We start from the raw sequence: 16,019 nt of genomic DNA, 5'->3' as shown, positions 1-16,019 counted from the left end.
GCCGCGCCATGGCGGGGCTGCTGCGCTACACGCACCACAGCTTCCGGCGCGCTGCACGCGATGAGCGCGGGCGCGCAGGCCGTGTGCGGCAAGGCGCTCGGGCTGTCACCGCGCGCGGTGGAGGAGCTGGTCGGACTGTCGGACCACATCGGCGAGGACCTGGAGCTGGCGAAGCGGCTGCACGCGCGCGGCCTGGACGTGGCGCTGAGCCCCGCGCCCGCGTGGGTGCCCGTGGCCAACGGGACGTCCTGGCGCGTGTCCCTGGAGCGCTTCACGCGCTGGATGCAGGTGCTGGCGAGCCACCGGCCCGGCCTGTACCCCACCGTGCCGCTGCTCTTCACGCCCACCGTGCCGCTGGTGCTCCTGGCCGTGTGGCTCCACGAGCCCGCCGTGTGGCTCGCGGTGGCGGCCCTCGTCGCCGTGCGCACGCTCTTGTCGCTGCGCCTCGCCGCGCTGAGCCGCGTGCCCTCGGAGGCGGACTCGGGCCACGCCCTGACGGACTGGGTCCAGGGGGAGCTGCTGCTGCTCGCGGCCTTCGCGGCCTCGCTGACGCGGCAGGGACGGGTGACCTGGCGCGGCCACACCTACGCGCTGGAAGCGGGGGGACGCATGAGCCGGGTGGCGCCGCGGTGGAGTGGAGGCCCGGGATGACCTACGCGCGCTTCCTGGGCATCTTCGTCGTGCTGCCCATCCTGTTCCTGCTCGTGCGCTACCGCCGCACGCTGTCGTGGCGGGGCCTGGCGCCCCTGGGCTTGCTGCTCGTCGTCGTCTACGCGGCCACGTCGCCCTGGGACAACCTGGCCGTGAAGTGGGGCCTGTGGGGCTTCGACCCGGAGCGCATCTGGGGCGTGAAGCTGGGCTACCTGCCGCTGGAGGAGTACCTCTTCTTCGGCCTCCAGACGCTGCTCGTGGGCCTGTGGGCGCGCGACCGGCTGGAGCGCGTGCTGGCGAAGAAACCCCAGCCCGTGCCGCCAGCGCGGGAGCCCGTCCGCGCGGAGCGGACCCTGGGACCCCGCGAGGTGTCGCCATGATGGAGACGCGCTGGGCGTACCTCATCCACCTGCTGGCGTGGACGCTGCCGGTGATCGCCATCCAGCTGGCGCTGCTCGTGAACCACTACAAGGCCCGCGCGGGGGAGGTCTTGCGCGCGGTGCTGCCCCCGGCGCTGGTCGTGGGCGTGTACCTGTCCATCGCGGACCACCTGGCCATCTCCACCGGCATCTGGAACTTCGGGGAGGGACGCCACGTGGGCGTGTACGTGGGCGCCGTGCCGCTGGAGGAGATCCTCTTCTTCCTCATCACCAGCATCCTGGTGTCGCTGGGACTCGCGCTGTTCACGGCGCTCCTGCGGCTCAAGGAGGCGCGGGCGTCTTGATCCGCGCGGCCAAGGGTGGGCCCTTCGGGTGGGCGGTGGACCGGTACATCGGGTGGAAGGTCCGCTCGACGTTCCGCGGCCTGTGGGTGCGCGGCGAGCTGCCCTCCGACGGCGTGGGCCGGCTCGTCTACCTGAACCACAGCAACTGGTGGGACGGCTTCGTGCTGCACCAGCTCTGCCAGGTGGCGGGCTGGGACGGCTACTGCCTCATGGACGAGGAGAACCTGCGCCGCTACCCCTTCCACACGAAGATGGGCGCGTTCAGCATCCGCAAGCAGGACGCGATGTCGTCCTTGTCCTCGCTGCGGTACGCGAAGGAGCTCTTGCGCAAGCCGCACGCGGCCGTGTGTGTCTTTCCGGAAGGGGAGCACCGGCCCTTCGGCGTCCACCCGCTCCAGCTGGAGCGCGGCGTGGAGCTGCTGGCCCGGGCGGCGAAGGCGGAGTGCGTGCCCATCGCCATCCGCTACGCCTTCTTCGAACACGAGCGGCCGGACGTGTTGCTGGAGGTCGGCACGCCGCACGAGGCCGGGCCGCTCGCGCGCTTCCAGAGCGGCCTGGAGTCGGTGGTGCGGCGGGTGTCCGAGGCGACGGGCCTGGAGGGCTTCACGCGAAAGCTGGCGGGGGCGCGCGGCGTGGCGGAGCGCTGGGACCGCGCGCGGGGGCTGGGCCCATGAGCCTGCGCATCCGCACCATCGCCCGGCTCACCGGCATCCGTGAGGCCACGCTGCGCGCCTGGGAGCGCCGCTACGGCTTCCCGCGCCCGGAGCGCAGCGAGAACAACTACCGCGTCTATTCACGCGACGAGGTGGAGGCCGTCCGCCGGGTGGCGAAGCTGATGGAGGAGGGCCTCTCGGTGAGCGAGGCCATCGCCCAGGTGCGCGACGAACCCGCGCGGTCCGTCCCGCCGGAGCCGCGGCGGCTGGAGCGCTTCTGGACGGCGGTGATGATGCTGGACGCGGAGGGAGCGGACGCGGTCCTGTCCGAGGCCCAGGCGGGGCTGGACGCCACCACCTACTGCGACACCGTCCTCATCCCGCTGCTGCGGGAGATGGCCTCCCGCCTGGACGTGGCGCGCGAGCACATGGCGTCCGCGCTGGTGCGGCAGCGGCTGCGCATGCTGCTGGCGGGGATGGAGCGCGTGGGCGAGGGGCCCCGGGGGCTGCTCGCCTGTCCGGCGAAGGACCACCACGAGGGGGGGCTCCTGGCGCTGGGCGTGCACCTCAAGGCGCGGGGCTGGCGGGTGACGCTGCTGGGCGCGGACACGCCCGCGGAGGCGCTTGAGGGCGCGTGCAGGCAGTTGCGCCCGGACGTGGTGGCGCTGTCGTTCATCCGCCGGCGGGACGCGGAGGACTTCGTCACCGTGTTGTCCGAGGTGATGCATGCGTGCGCGCCCGTGCCGGTGGTGGTAGGCGGACCCGGAGCGCGCGAGCACCTGAAGACGTTGTTCACGCTGGGCGCGCAGTACGCGGAGTCCGCGGAGGAACTCATCGCCGTCTGGCAACAGGCGCGAAACGCGCAGAACCGACCGTGAAGCACGCACACCATGGCTGAGCGCACCTATCGCATTCACATCGCCGCGGAGCTGTCGGGGGTCCGCGTGGAGCTCATCCGCGCCTGGGAGCGCCGCTACGGGGTGCTGGTGCCCGAGCGCACGCCCGCGGGCTACCGCGTCTACACCGACCGCGACGTGGCCCTGCTCAAGCGGCTCAAGGCGCTGACGGACGAGGGCGTGGCCATCAGCGAGGCGGCGAAGCTCCTGCCCGAGCTGCGCGCGGAGCTGGACCTGGTGGCGCGCCCCCCGCCCCTTGAGAGCCACGAGGAGCGGCTGGGGGCGCAGCCGGAGTCGTGGCGCGCGGCGGTGATGGCCGCGGCCGAGGCGTATGACCAGCCCCGCGTGGCGCGCATCCTGGACGAGGTGCTGACGGCGCTGCCGCCGCTGAGGGCCTTCGAGGACGTGCTGGTGCCGGTGCAGCGCGAGGTGGGCGAGCGCTGGCACGCGGGAGCGCTGTCGGTGGCGCAGGAGCACCTGGTGACGCAGGTGGTGCGTGAGCGGCTGGTGAGCCTGCTGCACGGCGCGCCCCGGGGAGGGCGCAGGCACGCGGTGCTGGCGTGCTTCCCGGAGGAGGAGCACGAGATTGGCCTGCTGGGCGTGGCGCTGCGGCTGCGCCACGCGGGCCTGCGCGTGACGCTGTTGGGGCAGCGCGTGCCCGCAGAAGGGCTGGGCGAGACGGTGGCGCGAGCAAAGCCAGACGTGGTGGGCCTGTCCGCGGTGATGAACCGGGGCGCCACGGTGTTCGAGGACGTGCTCACGCGCCTCCGGGACGCGCTGCCGAAGGACCTGCCCCTCTGGGTGGGAGGCCCCGCCGCCCAGGCACACGCGGACGTCTGCGCGCGACTGGGCGTGAAGCTCTTCACCCACGAGGACGACTGGACGCGGCTGGCGGGCTGAAGGGCCCATGGCCGCTATTCCGGGTCCAGCGCCCAGGCGCCTTCTTCCCAGCGTTTCAAGGTCTGCCCTGCCTTGAAAGGCACGAGTCCTTCGCCCCTGGCCGCCTCCATCAAGACCTCTCGTGCCTCCTGCGTCCGGTAACGAAGCAGGTAGGCCGCAGCCATGACCCGCACATCCATCCTTGGATGACTGAAAAGCACCGTGAGCGCCTCGCGGCCTGTATCCCCATGCGCCCGGAGTTGCTCGAAAGCGGAGATGTATTTTCTCGCGCATCGGTTCCCGGCCTTCGCGTCGCCCTGCCAGATCGCGTCGGTCTGGGCGGCGACATTCTCTGCGAACTCCCTGACCCATTCCTCCAGAGTCATTGCCAGATACTTCTCCTTTGGCCCTCGCATGTCCTCCCTTCGGGCCCCCAGCGCTCGTCTGGCACCGTCCCTTTCGCAGCCTGCATCCGGGGCCTCCACGCATCCGGCCCACCCACTGGAGCGGTTCTACTCTTCCAGGGGAAGAGTCCCGTTCTTCCACGCATCAAGGGTCATGGCCGCACTGAGCCCCATCATGCTTGATGCGGGCGTAGACAAAGAGGACAGCGCTGCCTCTGCTTCACCGGGGGCGAACCGCAAGGCAGCAGTCGCCGCCCAATACTTCGTCCCTTCCTCGGGATCGGAGAGCAAAGCCAGCAAGGCCGCCTCCGCTTCAGCCCCGCGTGTTTGCAACTCTCTCCTGACGGCGGCCGCGTGCTTGTACTCCTTGTTGGCGGCGCGAGTATTGAGTGCATTCAACAACTGACCGTGTTTCGCTGAATGCTCACGAAAACGCACGATCAACTCTTCCAGCATCAGCGTCTTGAGGTCCTTTGTCTTCATGGGATGACCCCAAGCCTCCTCATGGTTTTCAGTCCGAATGCCCGCTGTGCTTCATAGGATTGCACCCGAAGCCATTCTCGAACGACGCGCCCTCCCGCGACGTCTTGCTCAGATGAGTAGAACGCACTGAGCAACTTGTGCTTCTGCTCATCAATGGCGATGACATTTTCGGTGTTGTGAATGGCCTCCGGACCGAAGCGCTGCACATTGCCGGGCGTCTGCTCGACGATGTGGTGCCACTGTTTGCCAGGTCCCGCTGGCCCCATCGCCTTCTTGAAACCACTGAAGGATTTCCACGCCTTCAAGCGGGACTTCGCCGGGCCATTCGACGACATGGCCACGGCGCCCGGCGCGAGGCTGAACGTGAAGCCATCCGCGGCGATGGCGACCGTCTCGACCTGTCCCACGGCCGCGTAGACCACGCCGGCTTCCGCCTCGGCCCGGACCGCGGCCTGGGCTGCTCCTGGCAGGCCCGGGAGCTTCGCCCCGAGCGTCGCGCCCGTGCTTCCAATGGCCGCCGTCGCCAGCATCACGAAGGCCCGCGCCGCCTGCCGGCCCATCACCTTGCCGAATCGCTCTCCCGCGCCGCGCAATTCGTCGAACGTCAGCGCCGCATCCGACTCGGCCATCAGGTGCCGGAAGCCCTGGATGAGCGCCCAGAACGTGTCGATGCCCACGTAGGCGATGAGCCCTGCCGAGATGACCGCCGCCACGCCCTTCGTCGCGGGCTCCGGCACGGTCCAGAGCAGCGCATACGTGGCCGCTGTCCACAGAGCGGCCTGCATCAGCGCCTCCGGATTCGCCATGTCCTTCACCGCGTCCCACAGCTCCTCCAGCACCGCCCCCTTCGCCAGCGCGAGCGCCAGGGCGAAGCGCGCGTCCCCCGTGATGACCGGGCTCTCCTTCAGCAGCCCCAGACAGTCACCGGCCCGTCCGGTCCGTCCGCACCAGCGCAAGTAGGCGCGGGTCAGCTCCACGTCTGGCTGCGTCTGCTCGGAGGACAGGTGCTCACCGGGCCCGAGCGGCGTGATGCGGCGGCGCTTCACGTCCACCGTGTACGAACCGCTCCGGGGCTCCACCTCGAAGAGGCGCCGGGCGGCTTCCTGGGCCCTCGGTGACAACCGAAGCCCCGGGGCCAGCCGCGCCACGGCCTCCTTCAGCGCCCCCGCCTCAAGCGGAACCGTCCGGGTCGTTCCATCCGCACGCGGCACGTGGACGACAGGCGCACCGCGCCCCGTGTCGAGCCGGACGGCCTTCGTCGCACCGCTGCACCCGGCCAGCACCCAGAGCAGGGACAGCACCAGCCAGGGAAGCCGCATCAGGAGCTCCAAGCGCAGAAGGGTGCGGGCTCACCGCCGGCGGCCGTCACCTGCCGCCCGCGCCCTTGGACCGCAGCGCCTCCCACAGCATCGCGTGGTTGAGCAGGATGTCCTTGATGCCATTGCGGACGCTCTCGGAGTCCAGCGCCTGCTTGCTCATCAGCGCATGCGCGTCGAGCGCGTCGATGATGGCACTCATGATCTCCTCCCGGAGATCTGGCGAGTTCGCGAACTGCTCCTTGGTGTTGTTCGCGGCCTGCTGGGCCAGCGTGGTGGACTCCAGCAACTTCCCCAGCAAGACACTGTTCACGTAGACGAGCTTGTCCTGGTCCGAAAGCTCCCCTTCGAACAGCGTATTCACCTTCTCAATGATCTCCTGGAGCCTTGCACGCTCCTTCTCCTGCACGCTGCCCCCACCCGCCTCCGTCGCGGGGAAGAGCGTCGGCTTCTCCCCCACGGAGAGCTGAAGCGGGGCCTTGGCATGCTCCCTGAGCGTGTAGTGCGTGAGCTTCACCTTCGACAGGTCGATGTCCTCGCGCTCGCGCCCAAACTCAAGCAGCGGGAGCAGGCGTTTGTAGAAGAGCGCCCGCTTCTCGATGGCGGTGCTGCCGTAGTCGAAGATCTGGGAAAGGAACGTGTAGAGCCGGAGGAAGGCTCCCATGTCCGACTTGAAGAGGGCGAGGGCATCCAGTTCGGCCTTCGCGTCCTTCCGGGCCTTTGCGTCAGCGCGTTCGCTGGCGGCCCTGAAGGCCGACTGCGCGTCCTTGAAGCGCCTCATGAGCCGGTCCACGACCGGCTCGATGGCCTTCACCAGGTCACTCTGCTTCGCCTTGGGGTTGAGCTCCGCCTCAACCACCCGTTCGACCTCGAAGTCGTCGTAATGGCCCGCACCGTCGAGCTTGGCGCGCAGGTTGAACACCACGTTCGGGTCGGTCGTGGCCGACAGCTCCGCGGTCGTGTAGTACGTCTTGAAGGCGGTGAGGATGTCAGCCGCGTCATTGACGAAGTCCACGATGTAGGTCGTGTCCTTGCCAGGATGCGCCCGGTTCAGCCGCGACAGTGTCTGGACCGCCTGGATGCCCGCCAGCCGCTTGTCCACGTACATGCCGCAGAGCAATGGCTGGTCGAAGCCGGTCTGGAACTTGTTGGCGACGAGCAGCACCTGGTACTCGCCGCCCTTGAACGCCTCCCGGATGTCGCGTCCCTTCAGGTGGGGGTTCAGCGCCTTGCTGTTCTCCGTGAACGGCTCCGGCCCGGACTCCTCGTCCACGACCTCGCCGGAGAACGCCACGAGCGTCCCCATCTTGTAGCCGCGCTCCTGGATGTACTTCTCGATGGCGAGCTGCCAGCGCACCGCCTCCAGCCGGCTGGCGACGACGACCATCGCCTTGGCCTGTCCCTCCAGCAGCGGGGCGACGTGCGCGCGGTAGTGCTCCACCACCACCCGCACCTTCTCCGCGATGTTGTAGGGATGGAGCCTCACCCAGCCCATGATCCGCTTCAGCGCGGCGCTCTTCTCCACTTCCTTCTCATCCACCGCCTTGCCTTCATGGGCCAGCTTGAAGGCCAGGCTGTAGGGCGTGTAGTTCTTCAGCACGTCGAGGATGAACTTCTCCTCGATGGCCTGCCGCATGGAATAGACGTGGAAGGGCACCGGGACGTTGTCGGGCGCGGGCTTGCGCGACGGGTCCGGCCGGGTGCCGAAGATCTCCATCGTCTTGCTCTTCGGCGTGGCAGTGAACGCGACGAACGTGATGCCGGAGTCATTGGCGCGTGAGGCCATCTGCGCCGTGAGCAGGTCCTCGCTGCTCACCTCGCCGCCGTCGTTGAGCTCCGCCAGCTCCGCGGGGGAGAGGACGGCCTTGAGCTTGGAGGCGGCCTCGCCGGTCTGCGAGCTGTGGGCCTCGTCGGCGATGACCGCGAAGCGCTTGTCCTCGGTCGCGGCCAGCCGCCGCACCTCTTCGATGGCGAAGGGGAACGTCTGGATGGTGCAGACGACGATCTTCTTCTTGCCCGAAAGCGCCTCGGCGAGCTTGCCGCTCTTGCTTCCTTCCTTGTTCGTGATGGTGGCCACGACGCCGCTGGTGCGCTCGAAGCCGAAGATGGCCTCCTGGAGCTGGGTGTCGATGACGTTGCGGTCGGAGACGACCAGCACCGTGTCGAAGACCTTCTTGTGCTGGGCGTCGTGCAGCTCGGCCAGGAAGTGCGCCGCCCACGCGATGGAGTTCGTCTTCCCCGACCCGGCCGAGTGCTGGACGAGGTACTTCGTGCCGGGCCCATCCTCGAGCACGGCGGCCTGGAGCTTCCGGGTGACGTCCAGCTGGTGGTAGCGCGGGAAGAGGAGCCGGGTGATCTGCTTCTTCGGGTCGCGCTGGGCGATGAGGTAGCGCCCCAGGATTTCAAGCCAGCTCTCGCGCGCCCAGACCTGCTCCCACAGGTACGCGGTGCGGTGGCCGCCGGAGGGGTTCACGGGGTTGCCCGCGCCGCCGTCGTCGCCCTGGTTGAAGGGAAGGAAGCCGGTCGCCGGTCCTTCGAGCCGCGTCACCATATGGACTTCGCTGTTGCTCACGGCGAAGTGCACCAGCGCACCGCTCGGGAAGGAGAGCAGCGGTTCGGCGGACTGGCCCTTGGGATGCGGCGGGCGGTCGAAGCGGTACTGGTCGATGGCGTCCGTGACGCTCTGGGTGAAGTCCGTCTTCAGCTCGGCCGTCGCCACCGGCAGACCATTGAGGAAGAGCACCAGGTCGATGCTGTTCTCGTTGTGGACGGAGTAGTGCACCTGCCGCACCACGCGCAGCCGGTTGGCTTCGTAGCGCGCGAGGATGTCGGGGTTGATGGCGAGCGCGGGCTTGAACTCGGCCAGCTTGAGGGGCTGCTTGAGGCCCAGCAGCTCGATGCCGTGGCGCAGGACGTCGAGCGTGCCACGCTGATTGAGTTGGTCGCGCAGACGGTTGAGCAGCGTCTCTTCGGCCTTGCTGCCGTGGTTCTTCGTCAGCGTCTCCAAGGCCTTGGGTTGCGTGGCCTGCACCCAGGCGAGGACGTCGGTGGGGAAGAGCGCGCGGGGACGGTCGTAGTCGGCGGCGTCCTTGTCCGAGTAGAGCCAACCGTGGGACGCGAGGTGGGCGCAGATCTCGGACTCGAAGCTGATTTCCTTGTGGAGGCTCACGCCGCGGCCTTTCCGGCGATGGCGCGAACGTCGATCTGGCCGGTGACGGCAGCGGAGATCAGGGCGGTGCGGCGTTCTTGGAGGAGTTCGATGGCTCGCTGGGCTTCGAAAGCGAGTACGTCTAGTTTTGTAAGTTGCTTCCGAATGTAGCCGACGATTGACTGCTGCTCGGCTAGCGAAGGAAGAGCAATAATAAGCGAGCGAATCGTCGCTTGGCCAATCTTCTTCATTGATGGGCTTGACCCTGTCGCTTCGCATTCAATCTGGAAACGGCTAGTTCGTGAGCGAAGAGAAAAGACCAAAAACTCGGGATCAACAAACTCAGCCCGGGCACTAATCCGATAAACAAGATCAGAGAGCAAGAGGTGCCGTCGAACAGTTTGAACCAAAGTAGCCATACCAACAAGCTCAGGGGTATTGCCTCTGCTCATCAAAATGTCGCCAGCCTTAATTTCGTACTGCTCCAAAGGTGCGATGCCAGCAGGAAGCGCCTTCTGCTCCTGCGGGTTAAACGTGTCAGCATTGCAACAGCCAACCTTGAGGACGCCCCATTCACCTTCAAGAGCAGGCTCACTCAAGCACTGAGGCGACCAGCCCTGTTCAATCTTGGCAATGCAATGCCTGAGCGTCATCATTTCCCAATGCGACGGCACCTCGCCCAGCCACTCGACGCCAGAGGCCTTCATGGGGGCGTTGGGGTTCAGTCCCTTGGTGACGGCGTGGGAGATAACGGCTTCGCGCTTTTCCTTTAGCAGTTCGATCAGTCGTTGCTGCTCGGAAATCAACTCATCGATTTTCGCAGTTTCGCGTTTGAGGAAATCGGCAATGCGAAACTGTTCGGAAGGGGGAGGGACCGCGACGACAAGGTCAGCAGCAGCACTGACATTGAAGTGCTGCTGAATCGCGCCGCCAGAACCAGCCGAAAACTGAGACAAGGCCGCATCTGCCCCAAAGTACCAGCACAAGAACTGCTCGGACCCGACAATTGGCTTTCGGATGATAATCAAGTCGATGCAATTACATCCATCAAGCTCCTGGGGGATCACAGCTGTAGTCCCAGGCTGGCCTGTCCGGACGGCAACAATGTCGCCCTTCCGCAATCTCGACTTTGATTGAAGTCTGTGTCCCTCGGGAGTTATGAATACCAGATTCTCGATTGAAATTTTCCCGGCTGAGACATTGAGCGATCTCAGTGCGGGTACGCCATCTGCGGCATAGAACCTTGATGGCTCAACCACAATCCCAACAGTCAGCTCAGGACTTACGAATTTTAGCTTCTTGATTTCCCAATGTTCCGGAATCTCGCCCAGCCACTCGACACCGCTGTCCTTGTACTCCGGGTAGCGAGGAAAGCTCATTTCGACAGCCCTCCGATCATCGTGAGGATGCGGTCGGTGACACCCTTCAACTCCGCGTCGATCTCCGCGAGCGGACGCGGCGGCTTGAAGACGTAGAATTGCCGGTTGAAGGGGATCTCGTAGCCCACCTTCGTCTTCTCGTGGTCAATCCATGCATCCGGCGCATGGGGCACCACCTCGCGTTGGAAGTACGTCTCCACGTCCTCGGAGAGCGGGACGTTCTCCGTGTCGCGCAGGTTCGCGTCCGCCACGGGCTTGCCCTTGCCCTTGCCCTTCGTCCCCAGCACCGGACGACCCTTGTCGTCACGCTCGGGACGCTCGACCGTGATGGTGCGGTAGCCGAAGTCCTCGTTCTTGAAGATGCGGCTGATGGGCACCCCCGCCCGCGTCAGCTTCTTGAACGCGCCGAAGATGCGAGTGATGTCCTCGATGTGCTCGGGGCTCAATTCCTTGCGCTTGCTGCCGAGGCTCTTGCGCATCTTTTGGAAGAAGCTGCTCGCGTCAATGAGCTGCACCTTGCCCTTGCGCTGGGCGGGCTTCCGGTTGCTCACGATCCACACGTAGGTGCTGATGCCCGTGTTGTAGAACATGTCCGTGGGCAGGCCGATGATGGCCTCCACAAGGTCGTTCTCCAGCATGTAGCGGCGGATCTCGCTCTCACCCGACCCCGCCCCGCCCGTGAAGAGCGGCGAGCCGTTGAGGACGATGCCGAAGCGGCTGCCGCCGTCCTGCTCCGGCCGCATCTTCGACACCAGGTGCAGGAGGAACAGCAGCGAGCCGTCGCTCACGCGCGGCAGCCCCGGGCCAAAGCGGCCGTTGAAGCCCTGCTGCTCGGCTTCCTTGCGGACCTCCTTCTCGATCTTCTTCCACTCCACGCCGAACGGCGGGTTCGACAGCATGTAGTCGAAGTGCTTCCCGGGATGCCCGTCCGCGGAGAGCGTGTTGCCGAAGACGATGTTGGCGACGTCCTGCCCCTTGATGAGCATGTCCGCCTTGCAGATGGCGTACGACTCCGGGTTCAGCTCCTGTCCGTACATGACCAGGCGGGCGCCAGGGTTCAGCTCGGCCAGGTGCTCGCCGGCCACGCTCAACATGCCGCCCGTGCCCGCCGTCGGGTCGTACAGGTGGCGCACGATGCCCGGCTTCACGAGCGCGTCGTCGTCCTCGATGAAGAGGAGGTTGACCATGAGTCGGATGACCTCGCGGGGCGTGAAGTGCTCTCCGGCGGTCTCGTTCGACAGTTCGGCGAACTTGCGGATCAGCTCCTCGAACACCGAGCCCATCCGCGCGTTGTTCACGACGTTCGGGTGCAGGTCGATGTTCGCGAACTTCTCCGTCACCAGGTACAGCAGCCCGGCCTTGGACAGCCGGTCGATCTGCGCGTGGAACTCGAAGCGCTCGAAGATGTCCCGCACCGAGGGTGAGAACTCCTGCACGTAGGCGCGCAGGTTCTCGCCGATGTTGTGCTGGTCGCCCATGAGCTTCTTCAGGTCGAGCGGCGACGTGTTGAAGAAGTGCTGGCCGGACTTCTTGAGCAGGAAGGGCTCGGGGTTGAGCTTCGCCTTCTCGCGGATCGCCTTCTCCGCGAGGACCGCGGGCTTCGTCGCTTCGAGCACGCAGTCAAGGCGCCGCAGCACCGTGAACGGGAGGATGACCTTCCCGTATTCGGACTGCTTGTAGTCGCCGCGCAGCAGGTCCGCGACGGACCAGATGAAGGAGGAGAGGTTCGGCTCACTCATGACGGCGCTCTTTCGGGGCCCGGAACGAAGGGGGAGCGGGCTGAGGCACGCGGATGCCGCTCCGGGCAATCCCGATCATGGTAGCAGCGGCCGTTCAGGGACGGCCATCCCCAAGAGAGGCACCTCCGGCGCTCAGGGCCGTGGAGCGCTCCTCACTCAGGGTGCGCGCGGCCCTGTCACGCGGTTGAAGAACACTCCCGTGTTGCCGATTCTCTCAATCTCCTCCTTGATCTCCTCGGAGACAATCAAGGCCAGCTCCCAACCCATTGGGCGGAAGACACGCGCATCTTCAATCTTCGAAGTGTCGATACGCAGGCCAGAGATTGAGCGGTACTCGCCTACCCGCTCGGGTACAGCCCCGTCCGGAGGATAGACCTGGACCTCGCGGCAGTTGGCTTCGTCAATGCACTTGAATCGCCGGGTCGCGTTGACGACGTAGTATCGCTCAGGCGTCCCCTCAATCTCTACTGGGAACAACTGCACGTCGTCCGGCGCGAGTTCCCGGAAGACGCTCGCGACCTGCTCATTCGCAATGGGCGTGCGGTCCGCATTGGCTACTGAGAAAGTACGCTTCACATCAACGTGAAAGGGGGTTGTCTTGAGAGGCCCCGGGTCAATCACCGGCCTCCCCTCCACGAACATCCAGGGGGCCTCCAGCGCGCCTCCTTCCAGGGGGGCGGGTGTCTCAAGGCACCAATGAGGGACATCCCCAATCTCCACCGCGTAGAACGCTCGTGCCATCTCAGCCCCCTCTGCGCGCGGCTGGAGGCTCGCGCGGTGGGGGTGATGGCTCCTGTGGACCCGTCACGCGCTCGAACGACACGCCCAGGTTTCCAACTTCCTCAAGCGCACTCTTGATCTTCGCTGATACGATGAGCGCGGAGGGATATCCTTGTATGCGAAAGACCTGGGCGCCGGCTGTCTTGGTGCGGTCGATACGCAGGCCGTGAATCGCGCGGTACGTCCCAACCCTCTCCGGCGCAACTCCATCTGAAGGATAGATTTGCACCTCCCGGGAGTTCTTTTTGTCAACACAGCTGAAGCGCTTGGTTGCGTTGATGACATGAAAGCCTTTGCCTGCTCCTTCAATCCTGATGGGGAAGGTCTGGACGTCGTCGGGTGCCAGCTTGCGGAAGACGTTCGCAACCTGCTCATCCGCGATAGGCGTTCTCCCCGAATTCGCCACCGAGAAGGAGCGCTGCGGCCCTTCACGAAAGGGCCTGCTCGTGAGAGGCCCGGGGTCTGACAGGCGCCTCCCGTCCCCGAACATCCAGGGGTCGTCCAGTTCGCCTCCAGATGCGGGAGCAGGCAGTTCCAGGACCCACTGATGAACGTCCGCAATCCCTATGTCGTAGAAGTTGTCGTCGGTCATTCACAAGTTCTCTTTCGGAGAAATCAGGCGCCGAAGCTCGGAAATTAGCCCCCTCGCGCGTCCGCCGCTTCCGTCTCCCGGAAGGCAACGTCCATGCGCAGGTCGAGGAGGAGCTGCGTGAGGGCGGAGGTGAAGGCGTCCTCGCCCACCTGGACCGGGGGCACCTCCACCGCCTCGTGGACGACGCGCTGACCGTTCCCGGTATCGAGGTGGACCACGCGGGCGGTCGCACACCCTGACATGAGAAGCAGCAGAGAGACGACGACAACGAATCTCAAGGAGTCCTCAGAGGTGACTCCCGGAAGCGCAGGAGGCGCGGCATCCTGGCCTTGCGGAATCACAACTGCAACGGACCCTTGAGGCCGCCAAGGCGCACGCGGACGTCCGCGAGCGACTGGGCGTGAGGTTCTTCACTCACCAGGATGACTGGACGCGGCTGGCGGGCTGTGCGCCCCGGATTAAGACCCTCTGGGCAACGGCTCCTGCGGACCCGTCACCGGCTCGAACGACACGCCCAGGTTCCCCACCGCTTCGAGGGCGGTCTTGACCTCTTCGGAGACGATGAACGCGGTCTTGAACTTCTTGGGCCGCAAGACCTGCGCGCCCCCCGTCTTCGCCGGGTCGATCCGCAGGCCGTAGATCCAGCGGTACTCGCCTGCATACTCAGGAAAAGGGTCGTCTTCGGCGTAGTGATGCACTTCCCGGCATCGTGCCTCGTCGATGCAATCGACGACCCGGGTCGCATTGACGACGAAGTACGGCTCGGCTTCCCCCTCTATCGATACTGGGAAGAGCTGCACATCATCTGGAGCGAAGGACCTGAAGACGTTCGCGACGGCTTCGCTGACGATGGGGGCTTTCTCTATCACCGAGAACATAAACGCTCGCTTTTGGCCCGGATGTGAAATCTCGGCTCTGATCGGCCCAGGGGGGGACAGGACGCGACCGTCCGCGAACATCCAGGGCTCCTCGAACGCGCCACCCGATGCCGGTTCAGGAGTTGAAACGAGCCACTGGGGTACATCCGCCATTTCAACCCAATAGAATCGAGCCTCCATCTCACCCCTCTACTTTGATGATGAAGCTACGCAGCTCAGAGCCCTGTACCAGGAGTTCATTGGCAATCGTTGCAAGCTCTTTCAGCAAGCTTGCCCGGCATGACTCCGTTGTCTTGCAGCGACTGACAGCATCCTGTAGTCGGCTCACCACCTTCTTGTGATACAGCTCTGGGTGAGGTCCTTCATGGCCTTTGAGGCGCACCTTGTTTGCAGCGTCCTCAAGCGTCATGCCAGCCTTCTTGAAAATCTTCTCGCATATCGGCGTCCAAGGGCCGCCCGTCGCAGCCGAAACCAGGTTCTTGTTCGTGCAGATGTGATGGACCGGCCCCTCTGCGTCGCCTGGAATCCGGCCGCTCGAGTACATCGCGAGCGCGGCAACGGCGCCCGGCGCGAGCGCGACGTTGAGCACGCCCGCGGCGGGCAGCGAGATGGACGTCACGCCCCCGTTCAGCGCCGCCGCGAGTGAGAAGCCCGCCTCGGTCTGTCCTCGGAGCGCGGCCTGGGGGAAGCCCGGGAGCCTGGGGCCCTGGGCCGCCATCGCGTTCTTCCCGCCAAGCGCCGCCGTGACGAGGAGCACCAGGACGCGCGTGCCATTCGTGCCGAGCACCCTTCCGAAGCGGTGCCCGATGTCTTGCAATTCGAAGACGCTCGTCGCCGTCCCCGCGTCGTCCCAGAGCCGCACGAAGCCCCGGCCCATCTCCCAGACGGGCACGATGCCCAGGTAGGCCACCATGGCGGCCGTCAGCGCCACGGCGATGGCCTTGGTGACAGGCTCGGGCAGCGTCAGGGTGAGAAGGACGCTCAGCGCGGCGGACGTCACCATGGCCTTGAGGGCCGCCGGGTTGAGCAGCTTGCCCACCTCGGCCTCGACGCCCTCCCACACGCTGTCGAGCGCGAAGGACAAGGCCATGAGTGTGCGGTCCTTGCGCGAGAAGGTCAGCCCCGTGCCGCCCACCAGGGAGAGGCAGTCATCCGCGGAGGGACAGAGGCGCGCGTACAAGGACTCCGGTGAGCTCCCCGCGCCGGAGTCCGCGAGGCCCTTCGAAGAGGCGAGCAGCGTCCTGGAGCGCACCCACCCTCGCGCGTCCGCCGCTTCCATCTCCCGGAACGCAACGTCCATGCGCAGGTCGAGGATGAGCTGCGTGAGGGCGGACGTGAAGGCGTCCTCGCCCACCTGGACCGGGGCCACCTCCTCCGCCTCGTGGACGACCCGCTGACCGTTCCCGGTATCGAGGTGGACGACACGGGAGGTCGCACACCCTGACATGAGAAGCAGCAGAGAGACGGCTACACCCAATCGCATGGACTCCCCAAGGG

Annotated in this window: 16 protein-coding genes and 1 pseudogene; 6 read left to right on the top strand and 11 right to left on the bottom strand. The window is 66.0% G+C overall.

All coding sequences use genetic code 11. From position 1 onward, the window contains the following. From ACLEQD_RS05615 to ACLEQD_RS05590, 6 genes and pseudogenes are all read left to right on the top strand, one after another. Positions 1–651, top strand: a pseudogene (locus ACLEQD_RS05615) (glycosyltransferase); the annotation flags it as partial. Next, a complete protein-coding gene (locus tag ACLEQD_RS05610; protein WP_410382316.1) occupies positions 648–1,031 on the top strand; it encodes a lycopene cyclase domain-containing protein in 384 nt (127 codons plus the stop codon). The pseudogene ACLEQD_RS05615 and the gene ACLEQD_RS05610, both read left to right, overlap by 4 nt. Further along, positions 1,028–1,375, top strand: a complete 348-nt coding sequence (locus tag ACLEQD_RS05605; RefSeq protein ID WP_410382314.1) for a lycopene cyclase domain-containing protein — start codon at positions 1,028–1,030, stop codon at positions 1,373–1,375. The genes ACLEQD_RS05610 and ACLEQD_RS05605 overlap by 4 nt, the downstream gene beginning before the upstream one ends. Beyond that, positions 1,372–2,049, top strand: coding sequence for a lysophospholipid acyltransferase family protein (locus ACLEQD_RS05600; protein ID WP_410382312.1), 678 nt, complete (start codon positions 1,372–1,374; stop codon positions 2,047–2,049). Before ACLEQD_RS05605 ends, ACLEQD_RS05600 begins: the two co-directional genes overlap by 4 nt. Further along, on the top strand, positions 2,046–2,906 hold the full coding sequence (locus tag ACLEQD_RS05595; RefSeq protein ID WP_410382310.1) for a MerR family transcriptional regulator: 861 nt from the start codon (positions 2,046–2,048) through the stop codon (positions 2,904–2,906). The genes ACLEQD_RS05600 and ACLEQD_RS05595 overlap by 4 nt, the downstream gene beginning before the upstream one ends. 12 nt (positions 2,907–2,918) lie before the next feature. Further along, entirely contained in the window at positions 2,919–3,824 is a 906-nt protein-coding gene (locus tag ACLEQD_RS05590) for a MerR family transcriptional regulator (RefSeq protein ID WP_410382308.1), read from the top strand. Positions 3,825–3,838: 14 nt separating this feature from the next. On the opposite strand, the gene ACLEQD_RS05585 is transcribed toward ACLEQD_RS05590, so the two are convergent. The 11 genes from ACLEQD_RS05585 to ACLEQD_RS05535 all read right to left on the bottom strand — a co-directional run bounded on the left by ACLEQD_RS05585 (position 3,839) and on the right by ACLEQD_RS05535 (position 16,005). Beyond that, entirely contained in the window at positions 3,839–4,189 is a 351-nt protein-coding gene (locus tag ACLEQD_RS05585) for a DUF2019 domain-containing protein (RefSeq protein WP_410382306.1), read from the bottom strand. Positions 4,190–4,315: 126 nt separating this feature from the next. After that, positions 4,316–4,690, bottom strand: coding sequence for a DUF2019 domain-containing protein (locus tag ACLEQD_RS05580; protein ID WP_410382304.1), 375 nt, complete (start codon positions 4,688–4,690; stop codon positions 4,316–4,318). Then, positions 4,687–6,009, bottom strand: a complete 1,323-nt coding sequence (locus ACLEQD_RS05575; protein WP_410382302.1) for a hypothetical protein — start codon at positions 6,007–6,009, stop codon at positions 4,687–4,689. Before ACLEQD_RS05575 ends, ACLEQD_RS05580 begins: the two co-directional genes overlap by 4 nt. Before the next feature lie 46 nt (positions 6,010–6,055). Continuing rightward, positions 6,056–9,175 (bottom strand): type I restriction endonuclease subunit R, encoded by a 3,120-nt coding sequence (locus tag ACLEQD_RS05570; RefSeq protein WP_410382300.1) that lies wholly within the window; start codon positions 9,173–9,175, stop codon positions 6,056–6,058. Further along, positions 9,172–10,533: a hypothetical protein gene (locus tag ACLEQD_RS05565; protein ID WP_410382298.1), complete on the bottom strand. Its 1,362-nt coding sequence runs from the start codon at positions 10,531–10,533 to the stop codon at positions 9,172–9,174. Before ACLEQD_RS05565 ends, ACLEQD_RS05570 begins: the two co-directional genes overlap by 4 nt. Then, positions 10,530–12,272 (bottom strand): N-6 DNA methylase, encoded by a 1,743-nt coding sequence (locus ACLEQD_RS05560; protein ID WP_410382296.1) that lies wholly within the window; start codon positions 12,270–12,272, stop codon positions 10,530–10,532. The genes ACLEQD_RS05565 and ACLEQD_RS05560 overlap by 4 nt, the downstream gene beginning before the upstream one ends. 156 nt (positions 12,273–12,428) lie before the next feature. Beyond that, complete coding sequence (locus ACLEQD_RS05555; protein WP_410382294.1) at positions 12,429–13,013, bottom strand: imm11 family protein; 585 nt, start codon at positions 13,011–13,013, stop codon at positions 12,429–12,431. A 1-nt stretch (position 13,014) separates the two neighbouring features. After that, on the bottom strand, positions 13,015–13,644 hold the full coding sequence (locus ACLEQD_RS05550; protein WP_410382293.1) for an imm11 family protein: 630 nt from the start codon (positions 13,642–13,644) through the stop codon (positions 13,015–13,017). A 44-nt stretch (positions 13,645–13,688) separates the two neighbouring features. Beyond that, the gene (locus tag ACLEQD_RS05545) at positions 13,689–13,862 is read right to left on the bottom strand and encodes a hypothetical protein (RefSeq protein ID WP_410382291.1); all 174 of its coding nucleotides are present in this window, start codon (positions 13,860–13,862) and stop codon (positions 13,689–13,691) included. A gap of 240 nt (positions 13,863–14,102) precedes the next feature. Further along, positions 14,103–14,702, bottom strand: coding sequence for an imm11 family protein (locus ACLEQD_RS05540; protein ID WP_410382289.1), 600 nt, complete (start codon positions 14,700–14,702; stop codon positions 14,103–14,105). Between the two features lies 1 nt (position 14,703). After that, the gene (locus tag ACLEQD_RS05535) at positions 14,704–16,005 is read right to left on the bottom strand and encodes an AHH domain-containing protein (RefSeq protein WP_410382287.1); all 1,302 of its coding nucleotides are present in this window, start codon (positions 16,003–16,005) and stop codon (positions 14,704–14,706) included. Positions 16,006–16,019 lie beyond the last annotated feature (14 nt).

It is taken from the genome of Corallococcus sp. 4LFB (genome assembly GCF_046520365.1).
Taxonomy (GTDB): domain Bacteria; phylum Myxococcota; class Myxococcia; order Myxococcales; family Myxococcaceae; genus Corallococcus; species Corallococcus caeni.
This window is presented reverse-complemented; position numbering and strand designations above follow the sequence as displayed.

What these genes read in the sequence shown, in the direction of transcription:
- ACLEQD_RS05610 (WP_410382316.1), top strand. Translation starts at nt 648, where the DNA reads ATGACCTACGCGCGCTTCCTGGGCATCTTCGTCGTGCTGCCCATCCTG.
- ACLEQD_RS05605 (WP_410382314.1), top strand. Translation starts at nt 1,028, where the DNA reads ATGATGGAGACGCGCTGGGCGTACCTCATCCACCTGCTGGCGTGGACG.
- ACLEQD_RS05595 (WP_410382310.1), top strand. Translation starts at nt 2,046, where the DNA reads ATGAGCCTGCGCATCCGCACCATCGCCCGGCTCACCGGCATCCGTGAG.
- ACLEQD_RS05590 (WP_410382308.1), top strand. Translation starts at nt 2,919, where the DNA reads ATGGCTGAGCGCACCTATCGCATTCACATCGCCGCGGAGCTGTCGGGG.
- ACLEQD_RS05585 (WP_410382306.1), bottom strand. Translation starts at nt 4,189, where the DNA reads ATGACTCTGGAGGAATGGGTCAGGGAGTTCGCAGAGAATGTCGCCGCC.
- ACLEQD_RS05580 (WP_410382304.1), bottom strand. Translation starts at nt 4,690, where the DNA reads ATGAAGACAAAGGACCTCAAGACGCTGATGCTGGAAGAGTTGATCGTG.
- ACLEQD_RS05575 (WP_410382302.1), bottom strand. Translation starts at nt 6,009, where the DNA reads ATGCGGCTTCCCTGGCTGGTGCTGTCCCTGCTCTGGGTGCTGGCCGGG.
- ACLEQD_RS05565 (WP_410382298.1), bottom strand. Translation starts at nt 10,533, where the DNA reads ATGAGCTTTCCTCGCTACCCGGAGTACAAGGACAGCGGTGTCGAGTGG.
- ACLEQD_RS05560 (WP_410382296.1), bottom strand. Translation starts at nt 12,272, where the DNA reads ATGAGTGAGCCGAACCTCTCCTCCTTCATCTGGTCCGTCGCGGACCTG.
- ACLEQD_RS05555 (WP_410382294.1), bottom strand. Translation starts at nt 13,013, where the DNA reads ATGGCACGAGCGTTCTACGCGGTGGAGATTGGGGATGTCCCTCATTGG.
- ACLEQD_RS05550 (WP_410382293.1), bottom strand. Translation starts at nt 13,644, where the DNA reads ATGACCGACGACAACTTCTACGACATAGGGATTGCGGACGTTCATCAG.
- ACLEQD_RS05540 (WP_410382289.1), bottom strand. Translation starts at nt 14,702, where the DNA reads ATGGAGGCTCGATTCTATTGGGTTGAAATGGCGGATGTACCCCAGTGG.
- ACLEQD_RS05535 (WP_410382287.1), bottom strand. Translation starts at nt 16,005, where the DNA reads ATGCGATTGGGTGTAGCCGTCTCTCTGCTGCTTCTCATGTCAGGGTGT.